20 protein-coding genes and 1 tRNA gene are annotated in these 22,759 nt (G+C 41.5%); 5 read left to right on the top strand and 16 right to left on the bottom strand.

What is annotated here, in order from left to right:
* Positions 1-13: 13 nt before the first annotated feature.
* The 15 genes from LI126_RS11770 to murB all read right to left on the bottom strand — a co-directional run bounded on the left by LI126_RS11770 (position 14) and on the right by murB (position 14,597).
* Positions 14-586 carry a hypothetical protein gene (locus tag LI126_RS11770; RefSeq protein ID WP_196020925.1) on the bottom strand — a complete coding sequence of 191 codons (573 nt, stop codon included), beginning with the start codon at positions 584-586 and terminating at the stop codon, positions 14-16.
* A 145-nt stretch (positions 587-731) separates the two neighbouring features.
* A complete protein-coding gene (locus tag LI126_RS11765) occupies positions 732-1,292 on the bottom strand; it encodes a prolyl-tRNA synthetase associated domain-containing protein (protein WP_196020927.1) in 561 nt (186 codons plus the stop codon).
* A gap of 16 nt (positions 1,293-1,308) precedes the next feature.
* A complete protein-coding gene (locus LI126_RS11760; protein ID WP_227165449.1) occupies positions 1,309-3,015 on the bottom strand; it encodes an ABC-ATPase domain-containing protein in 1,707 nt (568 codons plus the stop codon).
* Between the two features lie 210 nt (positions 3,016-3,225).
* Positions 3,226-5,340 (bottom strand): glutamine synthetase III family protein, encoded by a 2,115-nt coding sequence (locus LI126_RS11755; protein ID WP_227165448.1) that lies wholly within the window; start codon positions 5,338-5,340, stop codon positions 3,226-3,228.
* A gap of 295 nt (positions 5,341-5,635) precedes the next feature.
* Complete coding sequence (fba, locus tag LI126_RS11750) at positions 5,636-6,499, bottom strand: class II fructose-1,6-bisphosphate aldolase (protein ID WP_020437230.1); 864 nt, start codon at positions 6,497-6,499, stop codon at positions 5,636-5,638.
* A gap of 229 nt (positions 6,500-6,728) precedes the next feature.
* Positions 6,729-7,556 carry a hypothetical protein gene (locus LI126_RS11745; protein ID WP_227165447.1) on the bottom strand — a complete coding sequence of 276 codons (828 nt, stop codon included), beginning with the start codon at positions 7,554-7,556 and terminating at the stop codon, positions 6,729-6,731.
* 50 nt (positions 7,557-7,606) lie between these two features.
* The gene (locus LI126_RS11740) at positions 7,607-8,938 is read right to left on the bottom strand and encodes a zinc ribbon domain-containing protein (RefSeq protein WP_227165446.1); all 1,332 of its coding nucleotides are present in this window, start codon (positions 8,936-8,938) and stop codon (positions 7,607-7,609) included.
* A gap of 4 nt (positions 8,939-8,942) precedes the next feature.
* On the bottom strand, positions 8,943-9,407 hold the full coding sequence (locus LI126_RS11735; protein ID WP_227165445.1) for a hypothetical protein: 465 nt from the start codon (positions 9,405-9,407) through the stop codon (positions 8,943-8,945).
* 228 nt (positions 9,408-9,635) lie between these two features.
* Positions 9,636-10,061, bottom strand: coding sequence for a GNAT family N-acetyltransferase (locus tag LI126_RS11730; RefSeq protein WP_227165444.1), 426 nt, complete (start codon positions 10,059-10,061; stop codon positions 9,636-9,638).
* Between the two features lie 120 nt (positions 10,062-10,181).
* Positions 10,182-10,253: transfer RNA gene (locus LI126_RS11725), tRNA-Glu, on the bottom strand.
* A gap of 236 nt (positions 10,254-10,489) precedes the next feature.
* Positions 10,490-11,425 carry a diacylglycerol/lipid kinase family protein gene (locus tag LI126_RS11720; protein ID WP_055171611.1) on the bottom strand — a complete coding sequence of 312 codons (936 nt, stop codon included), beginning with the start codon at positions 11,423-11,425 and terminating at the stop codon, positions 10,490-10,492.
* A 163-nt stretch (positions 11,426-11,588) separates the two neighbouring features.
* A complete protein-coding gene (locus LI126_RS11715) occupies positions 11,589-11,843 on the bottom strand; it encodes an HPr family phosphocarrier protein (protein WP_015528640.1) in 255 nt (84 codons plus the stop codon).
* Complete coding sequence (whiA, locus tag LI126_RS11710) at positions 11,840-12,799, bottom strand: DNA-binding protein WhiA (RefSeq protein ID WP_117498935.1); 960 nt, start codon at positions 12,797-12,799, stop codon at positions 11,840-11,842. Before whiA ends, LI126_RS11715 begins: the two co-directional genes overlap by 4 nt.
* A 12-nt stretch (positions 12,800-12,811) precedes the next feature.
* Positions 12,812-13,690: an RNase adapter RapZ gene (rapZ, locus tag LI126_RS11705; RefSeq protein WP_055147953.1), complete on the bottom strand. Its 879-nt coding sequence runs from the start codon at positions 13,688-13,690 to the stop codon at positions 12,812-12,814.
* A 1-nt stretch (position 13,691) separates the two neighbouring features.
* Entirely contained in the window at positions 13,692-14,597 is a 906-nt protein-coding gene (gene murB, locus LI126_RS11700; protein ID WP_020437236.1) for a UDP-N-acetylmuramate dehydrogenase, read from the bottom strand.
* Positions 14,598-14,793: 196 nt separating this feature from the next.
* Here murB and LI126_RS11695 point away from each other — a divergent pair, with 196 nt between their 5' ends.
* The 3 genes from LI126_RS11695 (at position 14,794) to LI126_RS11685 (ending at position 18,184) form a co-directional block, all read left to right on the top strand.
* Entirely contained in the window at positions 14,794-16,119 is a 1,326-nt protein-coding gene (locus LI126_RS11695; protein WP_081016886.1) for an HlyC/CorC family transporter, read from the top strand.
* A 109-nt stretch (positions 16,120-16,228) separates the two neighbouring features.
* On the top strand, positions 16,229-17,005 hold the full coding sequence (locus LI126_RS11690; protein WP_227165443.1) for an N-acetylmuramoyl-L-alanine amidase: 777 nt from the start codon (positions 16,229-16,231) through the stop codon (positions 17,003-17,005).
* 153 nt (positions 17,006-17,158) lie between these two features.
* Positions 17,159-18,184 (top strand): branched-chain amino acid aminotransferase, encoded by a 1,026-nt coding sequence (locus LI126_RS11685; RefSeq protein WP_226861262.1) that lies wholly within the window; start codon positions 17,159-17,161, stop codon positions 18,182-18,184.
* Positions 18,185-18,341: 157 nt separating this feature from the next.
* Here the strand turns inward: LI126_RS11685 and glmM are convergent, their stop codons facing one another.
* Entirely contained in the window at positions 18,342-19,685 is a 1,344-nt protein-coding gene (glmM, locus tag LI126_RS11680; RefSeq protein ID WP_055147962.1) for a phosphoglucosamine mutase, read from the bottom strand.
* A 426-nt stretch (positions 19,686-20,111) separates the two neighbouring features.
* Between glmM and LI126_RS11675 the strand changes: the two genes are divergently transcribed.
* Together LI126_RS11675 and LI126_RS11670 are read left to right on the top strand one after the other, a co-directional pair.
* Complete coding sequence (locus LI126_RS11675; protein ID WP_227165442.1) at positions 20,112-21,758, top strand: SulP family inorganic anion transporter; 1,647 nt, start codon at positions 20,112-20,114, stop codon at positions 21,756-21,758.
* Between the two features lie 77 nt (positions 21,759-21,835).
* A complete protein-coding gene (locus LI126_RS11670; RefSeq protein WP_227165441.1) occupies positions 21,836-22,633 on the top strand; it encodes an HAD family hydrolase in 798 nt (265 codons plus the stop codon).
* Positions 22,634-22,759 lie beyond the last annotated feature (126 nt).

Below are 22,759 nucleotides of genomic sequence, written 5' to 3'. Positions count from 1 at the left end.
CATTACAGTAAATTTACTTCTTTCCCGGATTCTTCCAGATCCAGATTGCTGCTACAATACCAAGCATATACAGAATGTTCACAAGAACGACCGGATTATCCTTCAGTAAAGCGACAACCGCTACAATTGCTGCAAGTATCGCCGCAAGCTGAAGCACCTTGAGAAGCTTCTCATTCCGGCTCTGTCTTGCTTTCTGTAAGCATTCCAGTCTGCGCTGTTCCAACGTCAGATATTCCAGCATATCTTCCGGCCGGATCTTAGAAAGAATCACTTCTTCCCTGGAAAATTTCTTCTCCCCGCTGCGGTGGAAAATACTCTTGATCTGATCGATCTTTTCCTTCCGGTTCTGCGGATCTTTAACCGCCTGCTCATACTCTTCCTCGGCTACACGATCCTCCGCAGTCTCTTTGTAATAATCTTCCAGCTTCTGCGCCGGTTCTACCGGTGGCTGTACAGGATGTGTTGGCTCCGTATTCACCGGTGATATCGCCTCTGTCTTCACCGGCGGAATCTCCTCCGCATCCACCGGCTGCTCGACTACTCCTGATGTATTCACTTCATCTATCACTTTATTTTCCTCAGACACGTTAGTCCTCCTTTTTATCTTCTCTGCATCAATCCTGAAAATGATACCTGCTATTCGCATATCAACATGTAAATTATAGCAAATGCACGAAAAATATACAACCAACAGGAAATGGACTTAGTGTCGATTAATCACATTTTCATTACTACTTTTGTTCCTCCGCTCCCGGAAGTTTCACCATCTTCGGCGCATGCTTAAGTGCCGGAATGATCTTTGCGATCAAATCAGATGTACGAATTTTCAGACTGGATGTGTTGATGCACGGATGACAGCCAAAATACGGATCTTTCATTACATCCTCATCGATCAGAAGCTGTACTTTCCCCTCTGTATCATTCATAAGTCCCATAACGCTGACGGATCCCGGTGTAATATCCAGATACTTCTCCATATACTCCGGTTTTGCAAAGGAAAGTCTGGCAGAGCCTATCTGTGCCGACAGATTCTTTGTCTTGAATGGCTTGTCACCCGGCATCAGAAGCAGATAAAAGTCTGTTTCCTGTCGATTGCAAAGGAACAAGTTCTTGCAGATTGCGGTTCCATCTCCAAGTGTTCTATCGATCTCTTCACAGGCTTCCATCGTCATTGCCGCCTCATGGTCTACTCTCTGATATTCCACACCAAGCTTGTCGAGGAAATCATATACCCTGATTTCCTTTTCTAATCTTCCTTCTGTGTTTTCTGGTCTTCCATTCTCTAATTTCATATTATCAACTCCTCTGTCATACTAACCTAAGTGCTCTATATCTGTCAAAACATGCAAATATTTCCTGTCTTCTCGGCACTGCCATACAGGATACACTGGATGTACTCTCGCATAATTCCGCCAGCGATTTATTCTGGATCACTTCTTCCAGCTCATCTACAATCCGGATCAGATTCTTCTTTCCATCGATCAAATATTTCTGTGCATATCGTACACAGTATCCAAGTGCTGCCACCTGTTCGCTATCCGCAATCTGCTCTAAGTATCTCAGATCGATCGTATCCCGGTTGATCATCACAGATTCTTTCCCCATCGTCTTCATCTTGATCCTGTCATTTCCGCGAAATGCTTTATCCGGTCGCGGCACTCTGTCATAAGTCGGTTTCTCTGCCGGCTGCTCCGGCACGCTGATCTGTGGGAAATTCTCTGCTTCTTTTTTCGCCAGTACTGTAATGTCTTTCGGAACATAACGATCCATCTGGATAATACTGTCTGCAATATGGAAATAAGCTCCCGAACTTCCTGCAACGATCACTGTCGAGATTCCATAGTTTTCATACAATTCCCTGATTCTTTCAATAAATGGTGTGATCGGTTCCATCTCTCTGTGGATCACGCGCTGCATCAGCTCATCACGGATCATAAAGTTCGTTGCACTCGTATCTTCATCAATCAGGAACAGAGATGTTCCCGCCTCAATTCCTTCAATCACATTTGCCGCCTGTGAAGTACTTCCACTTGCATCTTCTGTACAGAATGATGTCGTATCTTTTCTGTTCGGAAGATCGTTGATGAACATGGAAATATCTGTCTTCTGGATACTTCTTCCATCCTCCGCACGCAATTTCACTGCTGTCGCATCTGTGATCACATACTCTCTTCCATCCCCTGCGATGTGATTGTACACTCCAAGTTCCAATGCTTTCAAAAGTGTTGATTTTCCGTGATAACCTCCGCCGACGATCAAGGTAATCCCCCTACGGATTCCCATACCGATAATCTTTCCTTTATGCGGAAGTTCCAATGTCACTTCCTGTTCCTTCGGAGACTGGAAGGCGATTCCGTCACGCATCGGCCGGGATGAGATTCCGGATTCCCTTGGCAGTACACTTTCGTTTGCCACGAAGGCACAAAGACCAAGTTTCGGAAGTTCTTTACGGATATACTCCTGGTCTTCTGCCAGATCTACGATTCTTCTCAATCTCTTTGCATCCAGATTCTTGTAAAACAGGGATGCCTTTACACACTCCGGAACAAAATCAAATAAAATCTTCTCTAACTCTCTCGCATTGATTGTTCGCCCATTTGCCGGAAATCCGATTTCCATTCTAAGAAGGATATTTCCGTTCTCCGGCTGAATCTGACACGCTGTTCTCTCCAGAACTTCCTGTCCGCATCTGCTGACAGAGATCAGACCACTCTTACCTGAACCTTTTGCCTTGAATGCAAACCGTTCTGCCCTTCTTCCAAACTGGCGCAGCAATTCGTCCTGAAGTGCAATTCTCTGACATTTTCCACAATATAATTCCTGTGGGAATCCTGCTGTCTTCCCACTCACCAGTACACTTACCTTTGACGGTGACGCAAACGGATCTCCCTGTACGTGATCGATCGATAAAACATATCCCGGAAATCGGTACTGTCCTTTTGTATCTTTATAAGCCGGATATCCCCGGTGATCTATTCTTGATAATAAACTTCTAAGTTCTACTTCTGACTGCATTTTTATTCCACTCTTTCTTTTTCTCATTCGTGCAGAATACGCTCAAGCTGCACGAACCACTTCTCATTATACAATATTTTTTGCTTTCTTGCATGAAATAGTCATGCAGCTTTCCCGATTTTCAGAGCAAAAAGAAGCCATTATCCAGACTCTTTATCCGAATAATGACTTCCAATCATTTACTTCAAATTACTTTTCTGTAATACAATTTTATACCTCGAAGATCAGGTCTCCGTAAGATGGCATTGGCCAAGCTTCTTTATCCACGATCATCTCAAGTTTGTCAACCGGTGTACGGAGTGCATCCATAGCCGGAACAACCTCTGTATGATAGTATGTAGCCTGTACTTCGCCTTCTTCTTTTGCTGCTGCATCTGCTGTTGTTTTTACAAGGTTATCAAGTGCTGCCTTTGTCTCAGCCATCAGAGCACTTACTTCTTTCAGAGTCTCTGTCTGAACAGATGCGTCAACACCAGCTGCCTTTACAGCATTTACTGTATCTGCAAGTGTCTTTGTATACTTGATAAATGCCGGCAGGAACTGTTTGCTTGCCATATCGATCATAGTACGGGCTTCAATATTGATTGCCTTAGCATATGCCTCATACTGGATCTCTGCACGGGACTCAAGCTCTGCTTTTGTAAATACGCTGAATCTCTCAAACAATTCTACAGCCTTGTCTGTTGTGATTGCCGGAATTGCTTCAACCATAGACTTAATGTTCGGAAGTCCTCTTCTCTCAGCCTCTGCAACCCACTCGTCAGAGTATCCGTTTCCGTTGAAGATGATTCTCTGGTTCTCTGTCAGGTATTCTTTGATCAGATCATGTACTGCAAGATCAAAGTCATCTGCCTTCTCAAGAATATCACATGCATCTGCAAATGCTTCTGCAACGATTGTGTTCAGTACGATATTCGGGTTTGCGATAGAATCTCTTGATCCAACCATACGGAACTCAAACTTATTTCCTGTAAATGCGAACGGTGATGTTCTGTTTCTGTCTGTTGCATCTTTGAACAGATCCGGAAGTGTGCTTACACCTGTCTCCAGCTTTCCGCCTTTCAGACTGTGTGTAGCTTCTCCTGTACTGATCAACTGCTCAACAACATCCTCAAGCTGTTCTCCAAGGAAGATAGAGATAATTGCCGGAGGTGCCTCGTTTGCTCCAAGTCTGTGGTCATTTCCCGGATCTGCTGCGGATTCTCTAAGCAGGTCTGCATGCTTGTTAACCGCTTTCAGGATGCAGGCAAGTACAAGAAGGAACTGTGTATTCTCGTGAGGTGTCTTACCTGGATCAAGAAGGTTGATTCCGTCATCTGTTGTAATGGACCAGTTGTCATGTTTACCGGATCCGTTAACTCCTGCGAACGGTTTCTCGTGAAGCAGGCATTTCAGTCCGTGCTGGCAGGCTACTCTCTTCAGTGTCTGCATTGTCAGCTGGTTCTGGTCTACCGCAATGTTCGCCTCTGTATAAATCGGAGCCAGTTCGTGCTGTGCCGGTGCAACCTCATTATGCTGTGTCTTAGCCGGAACACCAACTTTCCAAAGCTGGATATTTACATCTCTCATGAAGGATGCGATTCTCTGACGGATTGTTCCGAAGTAATGATCATCAAGCTCCTGTCCTTTCGGAGGCATTGCTCCAAAGAGTGTACGTCCTGTGTAGATCAGGTCTTTTCTTTCTTCAAACTTCTCTGCATCTACAAGGAAGTACTCCTGCTCTGCTCCAACAGATGGAGTAACTTTCTTAGATGTTGTATTTCCAAATAAACGAAGAAGTCTTAATGCTTCTTTGTTGATTGCTTCCATAGAACGAAGCAGTGGTGTCTTCTGATCCAGTGCCTCTCCTGTGTAGGAGCAGAATGCTGTTGGAATGCAAAGTGTAGCTCCGCCTGCGTCCTGTCTTACGAATGCTGGTGATGTACAATCCCATGCTGTATATCCCCTTGCCTCGAATGTTGCTCTCAGTCCTCCTGACGGGAATGAAGATGCATCCGGCTCACCCTTGATCAATTCCTTTCCTGAGAAAGTCATCAGAACCTTTCCGCTCGGAAGTGGAGCTGAGATAAAGGAATCATGCTTCTCTGCTGTAACTCCTGTAAGTGGCAGGAACCAGTGTGTATAGTGAGTCGCTCCTTTTTCAATCGCCCATTCTTTCATCTCGTGAGCAATAACATCTGCTGTCTCGAGATCCAGGTCTTTTCCTTCTTCAATTGTCTTTCTCAGATTCTTGTAAACTTTCTTTGGCAGACGCTCCTGCATAACTGTATCATTAAATACATTTTCTCCAAAGATGTCAGCTACATTGAATAATTCTGTGCTCATACCCTATACCTTCCTTTTCTCTTAATTCTTCGATTACCGTTCACTGCAATGAACAATATTCGATTACACTACGGGAACCCCCATAATAGATTACCTCTCAGGAAATCATCCGTCTGATCCAGTCAGATCTGATCTGATTTCATTCCATCCACTCTGATTCAATCATGCGGATCATTTCCCAAGCGATAAAAAAAGGGCACTCCAATTATAATTGGAACGCCCTTGTTCTGTCTACGTGAGTCAGTATACCTCAACTTGCTTTAAAACGCAAGTGCTTTTTTCAAAAAAATTCTTCTCAGGCTTTTCCGACAGATCCGAATAACTCCATCTTCTCTTTTACTGTTTCCATGATTGCGTCTGCACCTGGTTTGAGAAGTTTACGTGGGTCAAATCCTTTACCCTCAAGATCTTTTCCTGCTTCAACATACTTACGTGTAGCTGCTGCGAAAGAAAGCTGACACTCTGTATTAACGTTGATCTTAGCAACTCCAAGAGAGATTGCTTTCTTGATCATATCTTCCGGGATACCTGTACCACCGTGAAGTACGAGTGGCATATCTCCTGTACGCTGCTGAATAGCGTCCAGAGTCTCGAAGCTTAATCCTTCCCAGTTTGCCGGATATTTACCATGAATGTTACCGATACCTGCTGCCAGGAAATCGATTCCCAGATCAGCTACTCTCTTACACTCTTCCGGATCAGCGCATTCACCTCTTCCGATAACTCCGTCTTCTTCTCCACCGATGGATCCAACCTCTGCCTCGATTGACATTCCGTGCTCGTGAGCGATCTTAACGAGTTCTTTTGTCTTCTCAACATTCTCGTCGATCGGATAATGAGATCCGTCGAACATGATTGATGAGAATCCTGCTTCTACACATTTCAGGCATCCTTCGTAGCTGCCGTGGTCAAGGTGAAGAGCAACCGGAACTGTGATTCCAAGTTCTTCCATCATTCCGTTTACCATACCTACAACAGTCTTATATCCTGTCATGTACTTTCCTGCACCCTCAGATACACCAAGGATAACTGGTGAGTTGAGTTCCTGTGCTGTTGTAAGAATAGCCTTTGTCCACTCAAGATTGTTGATGTTGAACTGTCCTACTGCGTAGTGGCCTGCTTTTGCTTTCTGAAGCATTTCTGTAGCTGATACTAACATATTTCTTTCCTCCAATTCTTAAAGATCCTGACACCCGTGAAAATCATCAGGAATTATTTATTTAGAATTCTTCTATATTATAGCGTATTAATTTATAAATGACAATCTTATGTTTTGCATAAAAAACAATCCACAGCGGTGAATCTTGTTAACATTTTCACAATGGCTTTCCTTTTCTTCTGTGGATTGTTTTTATTTTTGTACAATATAACCAACGATTATTTATCCGTTAATCTTTTTTTGCTATGATAAGCCCTACTCCTGACAACAGAAAAGCGAGTGATAAAACGATTGAAAAAAGAATTGCCCCTATCCCGACAGAGCCACCTTCTTTAACTGCAGTTTCTCTGTCAAGTGCACCTTTTATTAAATTGTCACTGATTTTCGGAGCTGCTTTAAGTACCTGTCCATCTTGAATACCGATCGCTGTCATGACTTGACCAGGTTCAAGATCAGCCGCATAATAAAAATATCGAACATCATTTTCTTTAAGATTTCTTTGAGACTGATCGAAAGGTTCTATAAAATGTTCCTGTGAAAACGAATCATCCGGCATATACGCATATCCGAGAGCTTCCAGTGATTCTTCGTTGTACTTATCCCATACGTTATCCAGATGGATTGTTTGAATAAAATCCGGTGACAGCGTATAATTACCAATTTTCCCTTCACCCAGTCTAATATCTTCACTGAGTCCTGTATTCCATTCCAGAATTCCGTACAGCTTTTCCTCAGCTGTCATATTTTCTTTTTCCTCTTCAGTTAAACCCGCTGTATTTTTTGTTCTTTCCAGTGTCTGCTTTGCACGGGTGGCTCGGATCGTGTCAAAAGAGATACCCAGTTCTTCATCATAAGACGGCTGTGTCAGTTCGAATTCTCCACATACAATCACTATTTTCCCATCATTTTTTTCATCAATTGCATCCTCTCCCACATAAACAGTATCCTTCATCGAAGACTTTGCTTTTGGTAGATCGACGAATATCATTTTCACTGTTGCTATGCTGAAAAACAGACCAACGATTACAAGAATAACTCCTCCTATTTTTTTCAACATACTCTTCACCTTCCTCTCTTTTAAGCTCCAAATTGTTTTTGAAACAATCGCTAAAGATTAACAAGTCTCCATTTTGAATTATCCACAGTAAGCTGGTATCCACAGTAGGAACAACAACCATTTTTATCAGGCATGAAATTAGCACCGCAGCTAGGACATTCTTTTTCACTGAAAACCGCCTGACCTTTTGACTTCATTCGTCTTGGATGGCGTGCTCTGTATAATTTCGATTCCATCTTTTTATCCTTTTTTATAATCTTCTGGTTCTTTTCGAGAATAAGTTTGTGGAGTACTGCCTGGATCGTGATCGTTGTCTGGGTTTCGGTATTATCTACAGCTTTCAATTGTAATTTGTCCACACTGTAAAATAATGCATCGGATGTCAGTTCTGCATCATTAAGAGCTTCATTGAGGTCTACAAGTAATACTTTTTCATCATAACGAACGATCTGTTCTTCTAATTCTTCTGTACCATTCTTTCTTCTTAGGAGCACTGCTCCGAGAATGACAGCTAATATAACTGTAAGTACAAAAGGAACTGCCAATATGATCTCAATGCTTTGGATAAATCGAAAACAAGGGACTGCCGGAAGAAAGAAAACCAGGAGTGTTGCTGCCACCATTTTATAATTATAATCATTCGGATTTAAATCCTGATAGATCAGGAGCTCTTCTATCTGCCAGTCAAAGAAATCTTTTTTGATATATCCGCCACAATAAGGACAGTGCGTTTCATTACTATTCAGTGAAATCTCAGCGCCACAGCTTGGGCATATAATTTTCTGATATTCAGAATAAAATTGCCGCTCTTCATTTCTGTTTTTACTTTCAACTTCATCATGACGGATATGCCTGGATTGTCTAAGTAAGATTGCGCCATGTGGGAAAAAGTCCTCATACAGGATTTTTCCACTTTTTTTATTACGATACCGGTTTGATACGGTACCTTGCAGTATGGCCTCTCTCCATTCACGTCCGGCATCATTCCAATGTTTGAAATCTTGTTTCTTTCCATTTACCTCAGGCAGTTTCGCGTAAGCTATACGAATTTCATGAGTTATGTCATTCGCCTGTAAAAGTTTCATCTCATGTTCGATTTTCTGGCGATAAGACTGTCCTATATTTACAGAAGAATTTTGAATATTACCCTTTTCTAATGCAGATAATATGGTTTCAAAAGGGGTAAGCACCTTTCGAGAAATCTTCGTTGCTTTGAAAAAGATTGTCTTTGATTTATTTAATTTTTTCTTGACGTAAAGAAACCACAGTTTTGGCTGCATCCATTCGACTTTCCAATCTAAAACATAGCAGGTGAGGGCTCCGGCCCACACACTTGCCCACAAAAATGCAAAAAATATTGAATCTCCCCAGGAAAAATTCATTTGATCACCTCGCATTCTTTTTTTCAAACAGATTCTTAATACACCAAAGACCAATGAATATAAAAAGTGCGCCCACAGGAATAAGTATGCAAGCAAAAAGGAATGTAAATGGATCACTGTCGCCTCTTAATTTGTAGTCACCCTGTGATGTCAAATAGACTTCCTCTGTAATTTCTTCCCCGATGTAAGTATCATGATAAAGCGTATCTTTTCCTTTATAGGTCTTTCCATCCACTACATATGAAACCTTTACCTTATATGTATCGTAATCATCATCAGAGTCAGAAATGTATTCATAATCTTCAACATATGCTGTGACCTTCCGGACATCTTTCGAGCGGCTATATGCAAATTTAGACATAAGCCTATTTCCGCCTGTGATTAACATAAGAAGTCCTAAAATCACTAATACGATCATTGCGATTATGGTATTTCTAAATTCCTTTGTTTCGTTTGATTTATGACCCATATGCAATCCTCCCTTCAAATTTCCCCATTTTATCAACATTACTTTTTATTTATAATACTGGAAAAATAGCAAGATTACACTATCACTTGTGCTAGGGAATCGACCATCATGGCATAACTTTAGGACAATACACTATCCAAAAAGGCAAAAAACAGAACGTATGGTTTATTTCCATACGCTCCATCTCGCATTTCATATTATATTTTTAAATTCTCCAAATCCAGCTTTCTATTTTTGTTTCCATAGCATGGTATACTCTTTTTCACCAGTAGCTTCATCCAAACCTTCACATTGAATAATGAACCCTTCTCTTTGGTAAAAAGAAATTGCTCTGGTATTCTTCTGGTATACATTTAATTGTAATCTGACTTTTTTATCCATAATATAATTCAATAAAAGCTTGCCTATGCCACATGACTGCATCTCATCAGAAACAAAAATACCTTCGATATATTCATTATTTAGTCCTACAAATCCTTGTATCATTTCATCCTCTTCAAATACATAGACTTCGGATTGTGACATCATTTCTTTCACTAATTCATAATTACTTGTCCAGTATTGCTTGGGAATAAAATAATGTGCTTTTAAATTTGTCTTTAACCATATGTCAGCAACTCTATCTATATCTCCGTTCAGCAACTTTCTAATCATAACAAATATTCTCCACAACTACATTCCTTATGTTTTCTTTTTTTTCAATTCTACAATCATATTATATGCTTCAGTGATTTTCAAGCACAAAAAAAGCTCGTAAATACGAGCTTCCTTTAGTGACTCCGAGGGGAATCGAACCCCTGATTCCAGCGTGAGAGGCTAGCGTCTTGACCGCTTGACCACGGAGCCTTATTCATTTTCGTCTGTGTCTTTTTTGTTACCGCCACAAGACAATAGTTATTATATACCAGGCTTTCAGAAAATGCAACCCCTTTTTTAAATTTTTTTCAAAAAATTTTTATTTCTATTTCAAACTGCCGTTTTTTCTTGATTTTACGCGGTTTTCCGCGATTGTTCAATAAACCTAAAATTCAAAAAAGGGGTGATTTTCTAAAATATCACTGAAAATATTTCAGATTATGTGTTCAGACTTCCTCTGCTTCCACCAACTGTTCACTCAGATCTTCTACGGCTTCTTCCTTAACCATGATCTGAAGTGCCTGATTTTTATTTTTAATTACAACTTCTTCATGAGTACCGCCGTACTCTCCATCCAGAGTCCATGGAATTGCCTCAACAGATTCAAAACGGACTTCACCACTCTTGAAGGAGTATATTCTGTCTGAATTAATCTGACGCATCACAACTGCCCCAATCAGTTCGTTCAACTCGACTGGATTCTTTGGTGTTTTAAAGAGTGTCACCTCAAAAACGCCATCATCAAAAATGACATTTTCTCCTGTGATTCTTTTGAATCCTCCTACAGAGCGTGAATTTGTCACCATTCCAAAGATAAACTCATCTTCAATCGTCTCTCCGTCATGTGTGACTTTGATCTTATAAGACGGAATATTGAACAGTCTCTTGGTTCCTTCCAGAATATAAGCCATATGACCAAGAATATTCTTCATACTCTGCTTCGTCTCATATGACACGTCTGTGAAAATACCAAAGGCTGCAATATATACGAAGTAGTCATCGTTAAACTGACCGATATCAAAGGAAAATGGTGTTCCTGTTACAATTGTATCTGCGGCCTCCAGCATATTCTTGGAAATATGCAGACTACTTGCAAAATCATTCGTTGTTCCGGCCGGAATATATCCGATTGGCGTCTTATTTTCTCGCATCATCATACCGGTCACGACTTCATCCAATGTACCATCTCCGCCACTACATGCCACGAGATCATATTCTTCTTTGTACTCACTGACTTTTCTTACAGCATCCTGACTTCTTTGTGTAGGATAAACCGTTACCTCATATCCGCCCTTCACAAAAGTGTCGATCACATCTGAAAGTTTCGGCTTCAGAAGTCCCATTCCTGAATTCGGATTGTAAACAAATAGCATTCTTTTCATAAACAAATACCTCCTTATTCAAAAATCATTTGTGTTCACATCAGCTGCAAACTCTCCCCCATAGAAAAAGATGGCTGTACTCCTCCTCAAAGTACAGCCCCTCTATATTCATTTGTAATCACATGGTTATCTCTCTGTGACTTCAATTACCCTCTTATTGTTATTATACGTTAGCAAAGAATGTCTTAATGCCTTCAGCTGCTTTCTGCTCGTCCTCGCCGTCTGTCACAACGGTAATCTCCTCGCCTCCGATCAGATTCAGACTCATCATACCCATAATACTCTTTGCATTGATGTTCTTCTCGGCTACCTGAATGTACACTTTGCTCGCATACTGGCTGGCTTCCTGTACGAGAAGGGCAATCGGTCGTCCATCAAACCCTGGGTCCGCTTTCACTACAACAGATGTTTTAATCATAATAATCCTCCTTGTTCTTGCCGAACTTTGTCTGCCATCTCACTCAGCTTACGCAGTCTGTGGTTGATACCCGATTTTCCAACCGGAGGATTCAGGGATTCTCCCAGTTCCTTCAATGTTGCTTCCGGTTGCTCGAGGCGGGCAAGAGCGGCCTCGACTAATCCTTTCGGTATATTCTCAAATCCTATCTGATCTCTCAAATATGTAATATCTTCCAGCTGTTTCACTGCTGCTGATACTGTCTTATTAATATTGGCAGTTTCACAATTCACTTTTCTGTTCACAGAATTTCTCATCTCCTTGAGAATTCTTACATTCTCAAGTTCCATTAATGAGACATGTGCCTCCATGATATTCAGAATATCTACTATCTGTGCTCCTTCTTTCAGGTAAACAACATATGACTTTTTTCTGAGCACGATCTTCGCGTCCATAGAAAAACTGCAGATCAGATCACAGATCTGATGCGCCATCTCTTCTGTGGAACAAACAATCTCAAAATGATATGCCTTGTTCGGATCACTCATAGATCCGGACGCCTGAAACGTTCCGCGGAGAAATGCTCTTCGACAACAAACCTGTTGGACAATCATCGGATTCACGGCATGCAACTCTTCCGCATTCTCCTGCTGTTCCCCTATCATCTTCGTAGCCTGTAAGATACGTATCGCATCTTCATGCTTTTTTACGATAACAGAATAGGTCTCTGTCTGCTTCTTTATATTTCTCCGAACGGAAATATCACTCCTTATATTAAATGTTTTTTCTATTAATGTAAAGACCTTTCTTGCAACTAAAATGTTTTCTGTACGAATCTTGATACTGCACCGGTCAAAACTATTGATTACAACCGTCCCGCACATGCCAATAAAAGCCGTCAGTTCCGCAATCTGGCAATGTCTGGCTGAACTGATGTTCCTCGCAAGCTCTTCCTTCACTTTTCCAGAAAATGACATATTTTCCACCTTTTACTTTCTCTTTGTGATACTATCCTTCCCAATATCACGATGTTCAATACGGACGCCATAACTTTCCTCTGTCTCAAGCGTGTGATATAACGCATTCGCCAGCGTTACAGATCTATGCTTTCCGCCGGTACATCCAATTGCGATCACAAGCTGGTTTTTTCCCTCCAAAATATAATTTGGAATCAGAAATTCAACCATGTCTTTTAATTTTTCAAGGAAAATCGGTCCCTTGTCATTCTGCATGACATAATCCTGAACTTCCGGATCATTTCCTGTTTTTTCTTTCAATGTATCAATATAGTACGGATTCGGAAGAAAACGCACATCGAATACAAGGTCTGCGTCCTGCGGAATTCCGTATTTAAAACCAAAGGACATTACTGTGATATAGAGGTTGCAAAAACTCTCACCTTTCACAAAAATCTTCTCAAGTTCAATCTTCAGTTCTCTTGTCAGCATCTTACTTGTATCAAGAATATACGTTGCCTTCATTTTCAAAAATGCGGTCTTCTCACGTTCTTTCGCAATACCGGTATCCACACGTCCCGACCCACTCAGAGGGTGCTGTCTTCTCGTTTCTTTGTATCGCTTTACAAGTACAGAATCCTTTGCGTCCAGAAACAGAATCTCATATTTGATTCCCTTTTCATCCATTTGCTCAAGGTCTTTCTCTAATCCAGAAATATCCTGTCCGCTTCGCACATCGACTCCCAATGCCACTTTCTTCATTGAAGTTTCTGAATTCTCAATCATCTGCACAAATCCAGGAAACATTGCGATTGGCAGATTGTCCACACAGAAATATCCCATATCCTCAAGCATCTTAAGTGCTGTTGATTTTCCCGCTCCTGACATCCCTGTTACGATAACAAAACGCATATCAAAACTCTCCTATTCTTCTTACTTCCGCTTCCAGACGGACTCCTGAATTTTCTTCTACTTTATCTTCTACCTGACGCATCAGTTCCATAACCTCTGCTGCGCTTGCATTCCCTCTGTTGATCACGAAACCACAATGCTTTTCAGAGACCTGTGCATCTCCGACCCTGAATCCGCGAAGTCCTGCATCTTCAATCAGTTTTCCTGCGAAATATCCTTCCGGACGCTTAAATGTACTTCCTGCACTTGCATACTCTAATGGCTGCTTTGTCACTCTCTTTTCTTTCAGATCATCCATCACTTCTTTGATCTTCTCCGGATTTCCTTTTTCAAGAGAAATCACTGCTTCAAGAACAATATAATTCTTCTGTTCTACCACACTTGTCCGATAAGCAAGCCCCATCTCTTCTACCGGGATCGTGAGAAATTCTCCATCTGCTGTCATCACTTCCACACTCTCAAGTACCTGCTTCATCTCTCCGCCGTATGCACCCGCATTCATGCGAACGGCTCCGCCTAATGTTCCCGGAATTCCTGCTGCAAACTCAAAGCCTGTCAGAGATTCTGACAGTGCTGTTGCCGCAATCTTCGACAGAAGTGCGCCTGCTCCGGCATAAATCTTATTCTCTTCTACCCTGATCTGATTCATTTTCTTAAAAATCTGAAGGATTACGCCACGATATCCCTTATCTCCAACAAGAAGATTACTTCCGTTTCCGATCACAGAATATGGGATTTCCTCTTTTTTGCATAACTCAACGATTGCCTGGATCTCTTCCTTTGATTCAGGCGTCACGAAATAATCTGCCGGACCACCAATACGAAATGTTGTATGTTTCTTCATCGGCTCATCTTTTAATACATTTTCCTGTTTTGTAATAGTGCACAATCTATTGTACAATTCCATATCTATACTCCGTTTCTTCTATATAATAGTATTAAATATTCTTATCAGTCATCAACATCATACACCACCCACTTCATAAAGTAAAGTATATTGCCTTGCCAAACACTAATAAACCATGTATAATGAATGCGTATATCTAAAATTAATCAAGCCTCTTTGGAGGCACATTTTTTAATCAAAGGAGTGAATATTTAAAGTGGACGCAGGTGACACGTACCTATTAATTATACTGTTAATTTTACTATTGTTTTCATCATTTTTTTCATCAACCGAGACTGCGCTGATGTCAGTGAATAAAATTAAACTCCGCTCTCTCGCAGACGGTGGGAACAAGCGGGCAGCTTTGGCTCTTGATATCACAGAGAATCACACAGCGAAGATGCTCAGTGCGATCCTGATTGGTAATAACATTGTGAATGTTTCGGCATCTTCTCTTGCTACAACCCTTGCCTATTCATTTGGTGGATACATGGTCAGCATTGCTACACTGATTCTGACAGTGGCAATCCTTGTATTTGGAGAGATTACACCGAAGAATTATGCAACGATCAACGCTGAGAAGCTTACGCTTCGCTATATTCCGGTCATCAAGTTTTTCATGACGGTCATGACTCCTGTCATTTTCATCATTAACTTGTTTTCCCGCGGAATCATGCTGATCCTTCGCGTAGATCCGGATGCGGCGAATAAAGCTATGACAGAAGAAGAACTTCGTACCATTGTGGATGTCAGCCATGAAGATGGTGTAATCGAGTCTGATGAAAAAGAGATGATCTACAACGTATTCGATCTCGGCGATGCCAAGGCGAAAGACATTATGGTTCCTCGCGTACATGTTACATTTGCTGATGTCAATAGTACCTTCGATGAATTGATTGATATTTTCCGTGAAGACAAATTCACAAGACTTCCTGTTTACGAAGAGACACAGGATAATGTTGTCGGTATTATTAACATGAAGGATCTGCTTCTTTACGATCATGATACACCGTTCAATATCCGGGATTTCTTAAGAAAACCTCATTTCACTTATGAGTTCAAAGATATCTCTGAACTTCTTGTAGAGATGAGAGATTCTACTTTTAATATTGCAATTGTTCTGGATGAGTACGGTGAGATGGCAGGACTCATCACTTTGGAAGATATTCTGGAAGAGATTGTTGGTGAGATCCATGATGAATATGATGAGAATGAAGATGAACTGATCAAAGAGATTTCTGATCATGAATATATTATCGAAGGCTCCATGAGTCTTGATGATGTGAACGATCACTTACATACAGAACTTAACTCTGAAGATTATGATTCTCTCGGAGGACTGATCATCGAACATCTGGACCGTTTACCTCAGATGGGTGATGAAGTTGTCACTGAAGATGGAATTCGTCTGGTGGTCGAGAAGTTGGATAAGAACCGCGTAGAAACGGTACATGTTTATCTTCCTGAAAGAGCAGATACAGAGGAAGAAGCGGATGAAGAGAATTCAGATCCTTCTGAAACTGACAAACACTCACATGAATAGAACTTTTTGAAATGTCGGCTGCATTATCGCAGCCGGCATTTTTTGACGTTTCACAGGCAATGCGCGCTTTCATATAATATATAGAAGCACAAAATAATGAGGTGATTATATGTCTTATTCTATCATGCTTGATGCAGGTCATGGCGGTCGTGACCCCGGAGCTGTCTATAACGGCCGCCGGGAAAAGGATGACACCTTATCTTTAACGCTTGCCATTGGAGAACTGCTGCAGGAACGTGGAATCGATGTGCTCTATACACGTACAATAGACATTTATGAATCTCCCTATCAGAAGGCATTGGAAGCAAATGCAGCCGGTGCAGACTTCTTTCTGTCTATTCACCGTAATTCTTATCCAACAGATAATACCGTATCCGGCGTAGAATCTCTAGTTTACAACAAATCCGGTCTGAAGTACACAATGGCTCAAAATATTAATGAAGGCCTTGAAGCTCTCGGCTTCATCAATCTCGGCGTAAAAGAACGCCCCGGTCTGGTCGTTCTGCGCCGTACACAGATGCCGGCGGTTCTGGTAGAGGTCGGATTTATCAACTCTGACACTGATAACCGGCTCTTTGATGATAACTTTGATGATATTGCGCTTGCGATTGCTGAGGGAATCCTTGATACATTAGAAGAAAGCGGAGAAATCAGCAGTGATTCTTCTCTCCCTCACTATGCAGTGCAGACCGGGGCTTTCCGCAGCGAACGATATGCACGACGGCTCCTGAATGAATTAACCGAAATGAATTTTCCTGCTGTTTTGACAGAAGGGGATGGTTTATTCCGGGTAACGGTCGGAGAATATGATACGCTTGACGAAGCTGTAAAAATGGAACGCCGGTTGAAGCGTGCCGGATATCAGACAGTTATTGTAACTATTTAGTTGCAGGATTTAGATTCTGACTATTACATGTCCGTAAAAACATTTCCAAAAAACAGAGCGCACTCTTGATTTTTTCAATTGACGGTATTATAATAGCGTTAATTAGAAATCATACGGTCTTTCGCCGCATAAAGGAATGGAGGATTTACTACAATGGAGAAAAAAAACATTGACTGGGAAAATATCGGATTCGGATATATCCCTACAGATAAGCGTTTTGTAGCTAATTATAAAGATGGAGCATGGGATGAAGGTGGTCTCACGGAAGATCCTAACATCGTCATGAATGAATGTGCCGGAGTTCTTCAGTATGCACAAACAGTATTTGAAGGAATGAAGGCTTACACAACAGAGGATGGACACATTGTCACTTTCCGTCCAGACCTCAATGCGAAGCGAATGGTTGACTCAGCGAAACGTCTTGAAATGCCGCCTTTCCCGGAAGATAAATTTGTTGATGCTATTGTTCAGACAGTAAAGGCAAATGAAGCTTACGTTCCACCTTACGGAACAGGAGCAACACTTTATATCAGACCTTATATGTTCGGAATCAATCCTGTAATTGGTGTAAAACCTGCTACTGACTATCAGTTCCGTGTATTTACTACTCCGGTTGGTCCGTACTTCAAGGGCGGCGTGAAGCCACTGACACTGTGCGTATCAGACTTTGACCGCGCCGCACCGCATGGAACAGGACACATCAAAGCCGGACTGAACTATGCAATGAGCCTTCACGCAATTGTTACAGCTCACGCAAATGGTTTTGATGAAAATATGTACCTTGACTCCGCTACAAGAACAAAAGTTGAGGAGACAGGTGGAGCAAACTTCCTGTTCGTAACAAAAGATAACACTGTAGTTACACCACACTCCACAACAATTCTTCCGTCTATCACAAGACGTTCTCTGATGTATGTTGCTGAACATTATCTCGGACTGAAAGTAGAAGAAAGAGATGTTTACTTTGATGAAGTAAAAGACTTCGCTGAATGTGGTCTGTGCGGAACAGCCGCTGTTATCTCACCGGTTGGTAAGATTGTCAACCACGGAGAAGAAATCTGCTTCCCTAGTGGAATGGAACAGATGGGACCTACAATCGCAAAACTTCGCGATACACTGACCGGTATCCAGATGGGACGTATCGAAGCACCGGAAGGATGGCTGAAATATATCGATTAATTTTAAATCAAATAAATATTTTCTATTAGATGTTAAAAGAGGGGATTCATTTTAAAATGTTTCTCTTCTTTTTTTGAACAAAGAAGATGCCTCGCGAAAAACTATATTTCACAAGGCATCTTTTACTGTCTTACACGACAACTCTCTTCTTAATTATTTACTCGCAAAGTCCTTCGCTTTCGATCACTTTCACTACGCTGTCTACATACTTCTCGCAGATTTCATCAGAAGCTGCTTCTACCATAACACGGATTACCGGCTCTGTTCCACTCTCGCGAACAAGGATACGTCCGTCTGTTCCGAGTTCTTCAGCTGTTTTCTCTACTGCCGCCTGAACTGCTGCGTTATCCAGTGCCGTCTTTTTATCCTTTACACGAACATTCTTCAGAAGCTGTGGGAAGATCTTCACTTCATCTGCAAGTGTTCCAAGTGTCTGCTTCTTCTCAATGATCGCTTCCATAACCATAAGAGATGTCAGGATACCATCTCCTGTACGTGCATGCTTGCTGAAGATGATATGTCCGGACTGCTCTCCACCAAGAACATATCCATTCTTAAGCATGTTCTCATAAACGTACTTGTCACCAACTGCTGTCTGCTCATACTTCATACCAATCTTATCGCATGCTTTATAAAGTCCCAGGTTAGACATAATTGTTGTAACAACTGTATTGTCTTTCAGTTTTCCCTGCTCCATGAGATATTTACCACATACATACATAATGCGGTCTCCGTCTACAACATTTCCATTCTCATCAACTGCGATACATCTGTCAGCATCTCCGTCATAAGCAAATCCGATATCTAGATGTTTCTCTTTTACATACTCCTGCAGAACTTCGATATGTGTAGAACCACAGTTTGTATTAATATTCACACCATTTGGCTCATTGTTGATTACATAAGTCTTTGCTCCAAGTGCATCAAATACACTCTTTGCAACGCTTGACGCACTACCATTCGCACAGTCAAGTCCAACTCTCATATCCTTGAAGGAACGTGTTGCAAGAGAAATCAGATGACCGATATAACGGTTTCTTCCTGCTGCATAGTCAACTGTGCGGCCAATGCTCTCTTTTGTTGCCAGCGGGATCTCATCAATCTCCCCATCGATATAAGCCTCGATCTTTGCCTCAACCTCAGCCTCCATCTTATGACCTTCGCTGTTGATTACCTTGATACCATTATCATAGTATGGATTGTGGCTCGCTGAAATCATAAGTCCACAGTCAAAATCCTCTGTTCTTACTACATATGAAACACTTGGTGTGGTCGTTACATGAAGAAGATAAGCATCTGCGCCTGATGCTGTCAGTCCTGCAGCAAGTGCATACTCAAACATATAGCTGCTTCTTCTTGTATCTTTTCCGATTACGATTCTGGCCTTGTGGTCCTGTCCGAAATACCATCCAAGATAACGTCCTACTTTAAATGCATGCTCTACTGTAAGAACTACATTCGCCTCACCACGGAAACCATCTGTTCCAAAATATTTTCCCATAATAATCTTCCTTTTCTTTCTTGTGATACCCTTTTGTTATCAGATCTATTCACAAATTTACTACCGTAAAACATATTTTTATTATATAAGACATGCTTTACAAGTTATTCCTATTATATTACCTTTATAAATCAGATACAAGCTTTTTTCTCTTAACATTCCTCTTCATGTTACTGTTCACACTGTGTGCGACCAGCAACGCATCTCGCCATTTTAAATCGCCTCTGGCGATAGGGCGAGATACATTCAAACCAAAACATGCATCCTCCGTGTCAATCAGCGAAGTGATTGACACGTGAGTGAACAATAACCTCTTCATGTCTTTAAAAACATACAAGGTTTTCTCTTCTCAGTGTCCCTTTTTCTATGCTATACTTGAAAGGTTATGTTTTATAGTTATCATAAAAGAAAGGATTGATCAATCAAATGAATTCATTGAAGCCGATGTTACTTACATCATTAAAGAGCTACAATCGTTCTCAGTTCATCAAAGACGTAACTGCCGGAATCATTGTAGCAATTATTGCATTGCCGCTGTCAATTGCGCTGGCACTTGCATCCGGTGTAGGCCCGGAAGCTGGTATCTTCACTGCGATCGTTGCCGGATTTGTCATCTCTGCACTCGGCGGAAGCAGTGTACAGATTGCCGGACCAACGGCTGCATTCGCAACAATCGTCGCCGGCATTGTTGCCAAAGACGGAATGGATGGACTTGTCATTGCGACAATCCTCGCCGGTATCTTTCTGGTTCTGATGGGACTGTGCCATTTCGGAAGTCTGATCAAATTCATCCCATTTACGATCACAACCGGATTCACTTCCGGAATTGCTGTTACAATTGTAATCGGACAGCTGAAAGATTTCTTCGGACTTACCTACCCGGATGGGGTAAAACCGATCGAGACAACAGAGAAATTCCGTGCTGTTGTTGAAAACTTCTCTACAATTAATATTGATGCACTGATTGTCGGCGCAGTAAGTCTTGCTGTTCTGATCATTGCTCCATACATCTTCAAAAGAATTCCTGGATCTTTGATCGCAGTTATCATTGGAATCCTGATGGTTCAGTTCCTGCCGTTAAAAGTTTCTACAATTGGAAATCTTTATACGATCAACAACTCACTCCCATCCTTCCATCTTCCGGCTGTATCATTTGAAGTTGTTCAAAATGCACTTCCGAACGCATTTACGATTGCTGTTCTCGCAGCGATTGAATCTCTGCTTTCCTGTGTTGTCGCAGACGGAATGATCAACGGTAAACACCGTTCCGACATGGAACTTGTAGCCCAGGGAGCCGGCAACATTGCTTCTGCCCTTTTCGGCGGAATCCCTGCGACAGGAGCTATTGCAAGAACTGCTGCAAATATTAAAAACGGCGGACGTACTCCGATTGCCGGAATCGTTCATTCCATTACACTGGTCATTGTACTTGTCGTACTGATGCCATATGCCGGAATGATTCCAATGCCAACAATCGCAGCAATCCTGTTTATCGTTGCATATAATATGTGCCAGTGGCGTACCTTTGTAAAACTGGTCAAGACTGCTCCAAAGAGTGATATCATTGTACTTTTTGCTTCCTTTATCCTGACAGTCCTCTTCGACCTGGTCGTAGCGATTGAGATTGGTATGGTTCTTGCCTGCCTACTCTTTATCAAGCGTATGAGTGAAGAAACACACGTCAACAGCTGGACTTATGTGGATGATGACACCCCGGATGTCGATGAACACCTTCAGAAACTTCCACTTCAGATCCGTGTCTACGAAATCTCAGGACCTCTGTTCTTCGGAGCAGCAAGTGCGATTGAACACATTGTCGTAAAAGATTTTACTACCTGCCTCGTTCTTCGTATGCGAAGCGTTCCTGCACTGGACAGTACTGCTATGAATGCTCTGGTTGATCTGGTAGAATTCTGTGAGTCAAAGGGAATTACGGTTGTCTTCTCCCACGTCAACGAACAGCCAATGAAAGTTATGGAGAAAGCCAGATTCACAGAGCTGGTTGGAAAAGAGAACTTCCAGCCGAATATCAGCGCTGCACTGAAACGTGCAGAAGAAGTGATTGCGAAATAACTTTCTTGATTCTTTCGAAAGATGATGTTAAACTTTTTTGCGTAAACAGAGTTTGAAAAATCGGGAGGATTTTACATATGATCAAATTAATTGCAAGTGATCTTGATGGTACACTTCTTCATAACGGAGCACAGGAACTGACTCCTCGTGCCATAGAGCTGATTCATGAACTGACACAGAAAGGGGTTCACTTTGTTGCTGCAAGCGGACGCCAGTATGATAATGAGCGTAGACTGTTTTCTGAGATTAAGGACGAGATTTCCTATATTGGAGAAAATGGTTCCATCTGTATTCATCAGGGAAAGGTAATCTCTCGCGGAATAATTGCAGATGACCTTGCCTGCCGCATTATAGATGAAGTGAAAAAATCACCGAATTTTGATATTCTCATCTCCAGAGAAGATGCTTGTCTGATTGAAGATAATCATGAAGCTTTTGTAAATCATATTGTAAATGTCATGCAGAACACAACAAAAATTGTAGACGACCTAAGCAAAATCGAAGGTCCATTTCTCAAGATTGCAATCTGTAATATGATTGATGACACAAAAGTAATCATGCAATATTTAGAACACTTACAGGAAATGTTCGGTGCAGAGATTAAGGTTGTTACTTCCGGAAATATCTGGATTGACTTCATTGCTCCGGGAACAAATAAAGGTGCTGCTCTTTCTAACCTGATGAAATTATTCCATGTAAAGCCGGAAGAATGTATGGCATTCGGAGATCAGTATAATGATCTGGAAATGCTGGAACTGGTCGGTCACAGCTACGCAATGTCAAACAGTGCACCTGGTGTATCCTACTATGCGGATGAAGTAACTGATTCTGTTGAGGATGTTCTGGAAGATGTCCTGGCAAGTCTTGATAAGTAAATATCACCTGCGAACGTTACTTGTTCGCAGCAAAAAACTCCCGAATGTTCACAGAAATTTCTGTAGGAACAGAGTATGTGAAACTTTTTCTGTAAATAGCTAATAACAGCAAGGTCTTCTATGGTA

Origin of the sequence: Mediterraneibacter sp. 210702-DFI.5.30, assembly GCF_020560115.1 — a bacterium.
GTDB classification, from domain to species: Bacteria; Bacillota; Clostridia; order Lachnospirales; family Lachnospiraceae; genus Mediterraneibacter; species Mediterraneibacter faecis.
This window is presented reverse-complemented; position numbering and strand designations above follow the sequence as displayed.

Bases quoted from the DNA above. Each gene is read 5' to 3' on its own strand.
- LI126_RS11730 (WP_227165444.1), bottom strand. From the start codon at position 10,061: ATGATTAGAAAGTTGCTGAACGGAGATATAGATAGAGTTGCTGACATA.
- LI126_RS11715 (WP_015528640.1), bottom strand. From the start codon at position 11,843: ATGATTAAAACATCTGTTGTAGTGAAAGCGGACCCAGGGTTTGATGGA.
- LI126_RS11765 (WP_196020927.1), bottom strand. From the start codon at position 1,292: ATGAAATTAGAGAATGGAAGACCAGAAAACACAGAAGGAAGATTAGAA.
- LI126_RS11740 (WP_227165446.1), bottom strand. From the start codon at position 8,938: ATGAATTTTTCCTGGGGAGATTCAATATTTTTTGCATTTTTGTGGGCA.
- fba (WP_020437230.1), bottom strand. From the start codon at position 6,499: ATGTTAGTATCAGCTACAGAAATGCTTCAGAAAGCAAAAGCAGGCCAC.
- glmM (WP_055147962.1), bottom strand. From the start codon at position 19,685: ATGGGAAAATATTTTGGAACAGATGGTTTCCGTGGTGAGGCGAATGTA.
- whiA (WP_117498935.1), bottom strand. From the start codon at position 12,799: ATGTCATTTTCTGGAAAAGTGAAGGAAGAGCTTGCGAGGAACATCAGT.
- rapZ (WP_055147953.1), bottom strand. From the start codon at position 13,690: ATGCGTTTTGTTATCGTAACAGGGATGTCAGGAGCGGGAAAATCAACA.
- LI126_RS11690 (WP_227165443.1), top strand. From the start codon at position 16,229: ATGTCTTATTCTATCATGCTTGATGCAGGTCATGGCGGTCGTGACCCC.
- LI126_RS11685 (WP_226861262.1), top strand. From the start codon at position 17,159: ATGGAGAAAAAAAACATTGACTGGGAAAATATCGGATTCGGATATATC.
- LI126_RS11745 (WP_227165447.1), bottom strand. From the start codon at position 7,556: ATGTTGAAAAAAATAGGAGGAGTTATTCTTGTAATCGTTGGTCTGTTT.
- murB (WP_020437236.1), bottom strand. From the start codon at position 14,597: ATGGAATTGTACAATAGATTGTGCACTATTACAAAACAGGAAAATGTA.
- LI126_RS11755 (WP_227165448.1), bottom strand. From the start codon at position 5,340: ATGAGCACAGAATTATTCAATGTAGCTGACATCTTTGGAGAAAATGTA.
- LI126_RS11760 (WP_227165449.1), bottom strand. From the start codon at position 3,015: ATGCAGTCAGAAGTAGAACTTAGAAGTTTATTATCAAGAATAGATCAC.
- LI126_RS11735 (WP_227165445.1), bottom strand. From the start codon at position 9,407: ATGGGTCATAAATCAAACGAAACAAAGGAATTTAGAAATACCATAATC.
- LI126_RS11720 (WP_055171611.1), bottom strand. From the start codon at position 11,425: ATGAAAAGAATGCTATTTGTTTACAATCCGAATTCAGGAATGGGACTT.
- LI126_RS11670 (WP_227165441.1), top strand. From the start codon at position 21,836: ATGATCAAATTAATTGCAAGTGATCTTGATGGTACACTTCTTCATAAC.
- LI126_RS11675 (WP_227165442.1), top strand. From the start codon at position 20,112: ATGAATTCATTGAAGCCGATGTTACTTACATCATTAAAGAGCTACAAT.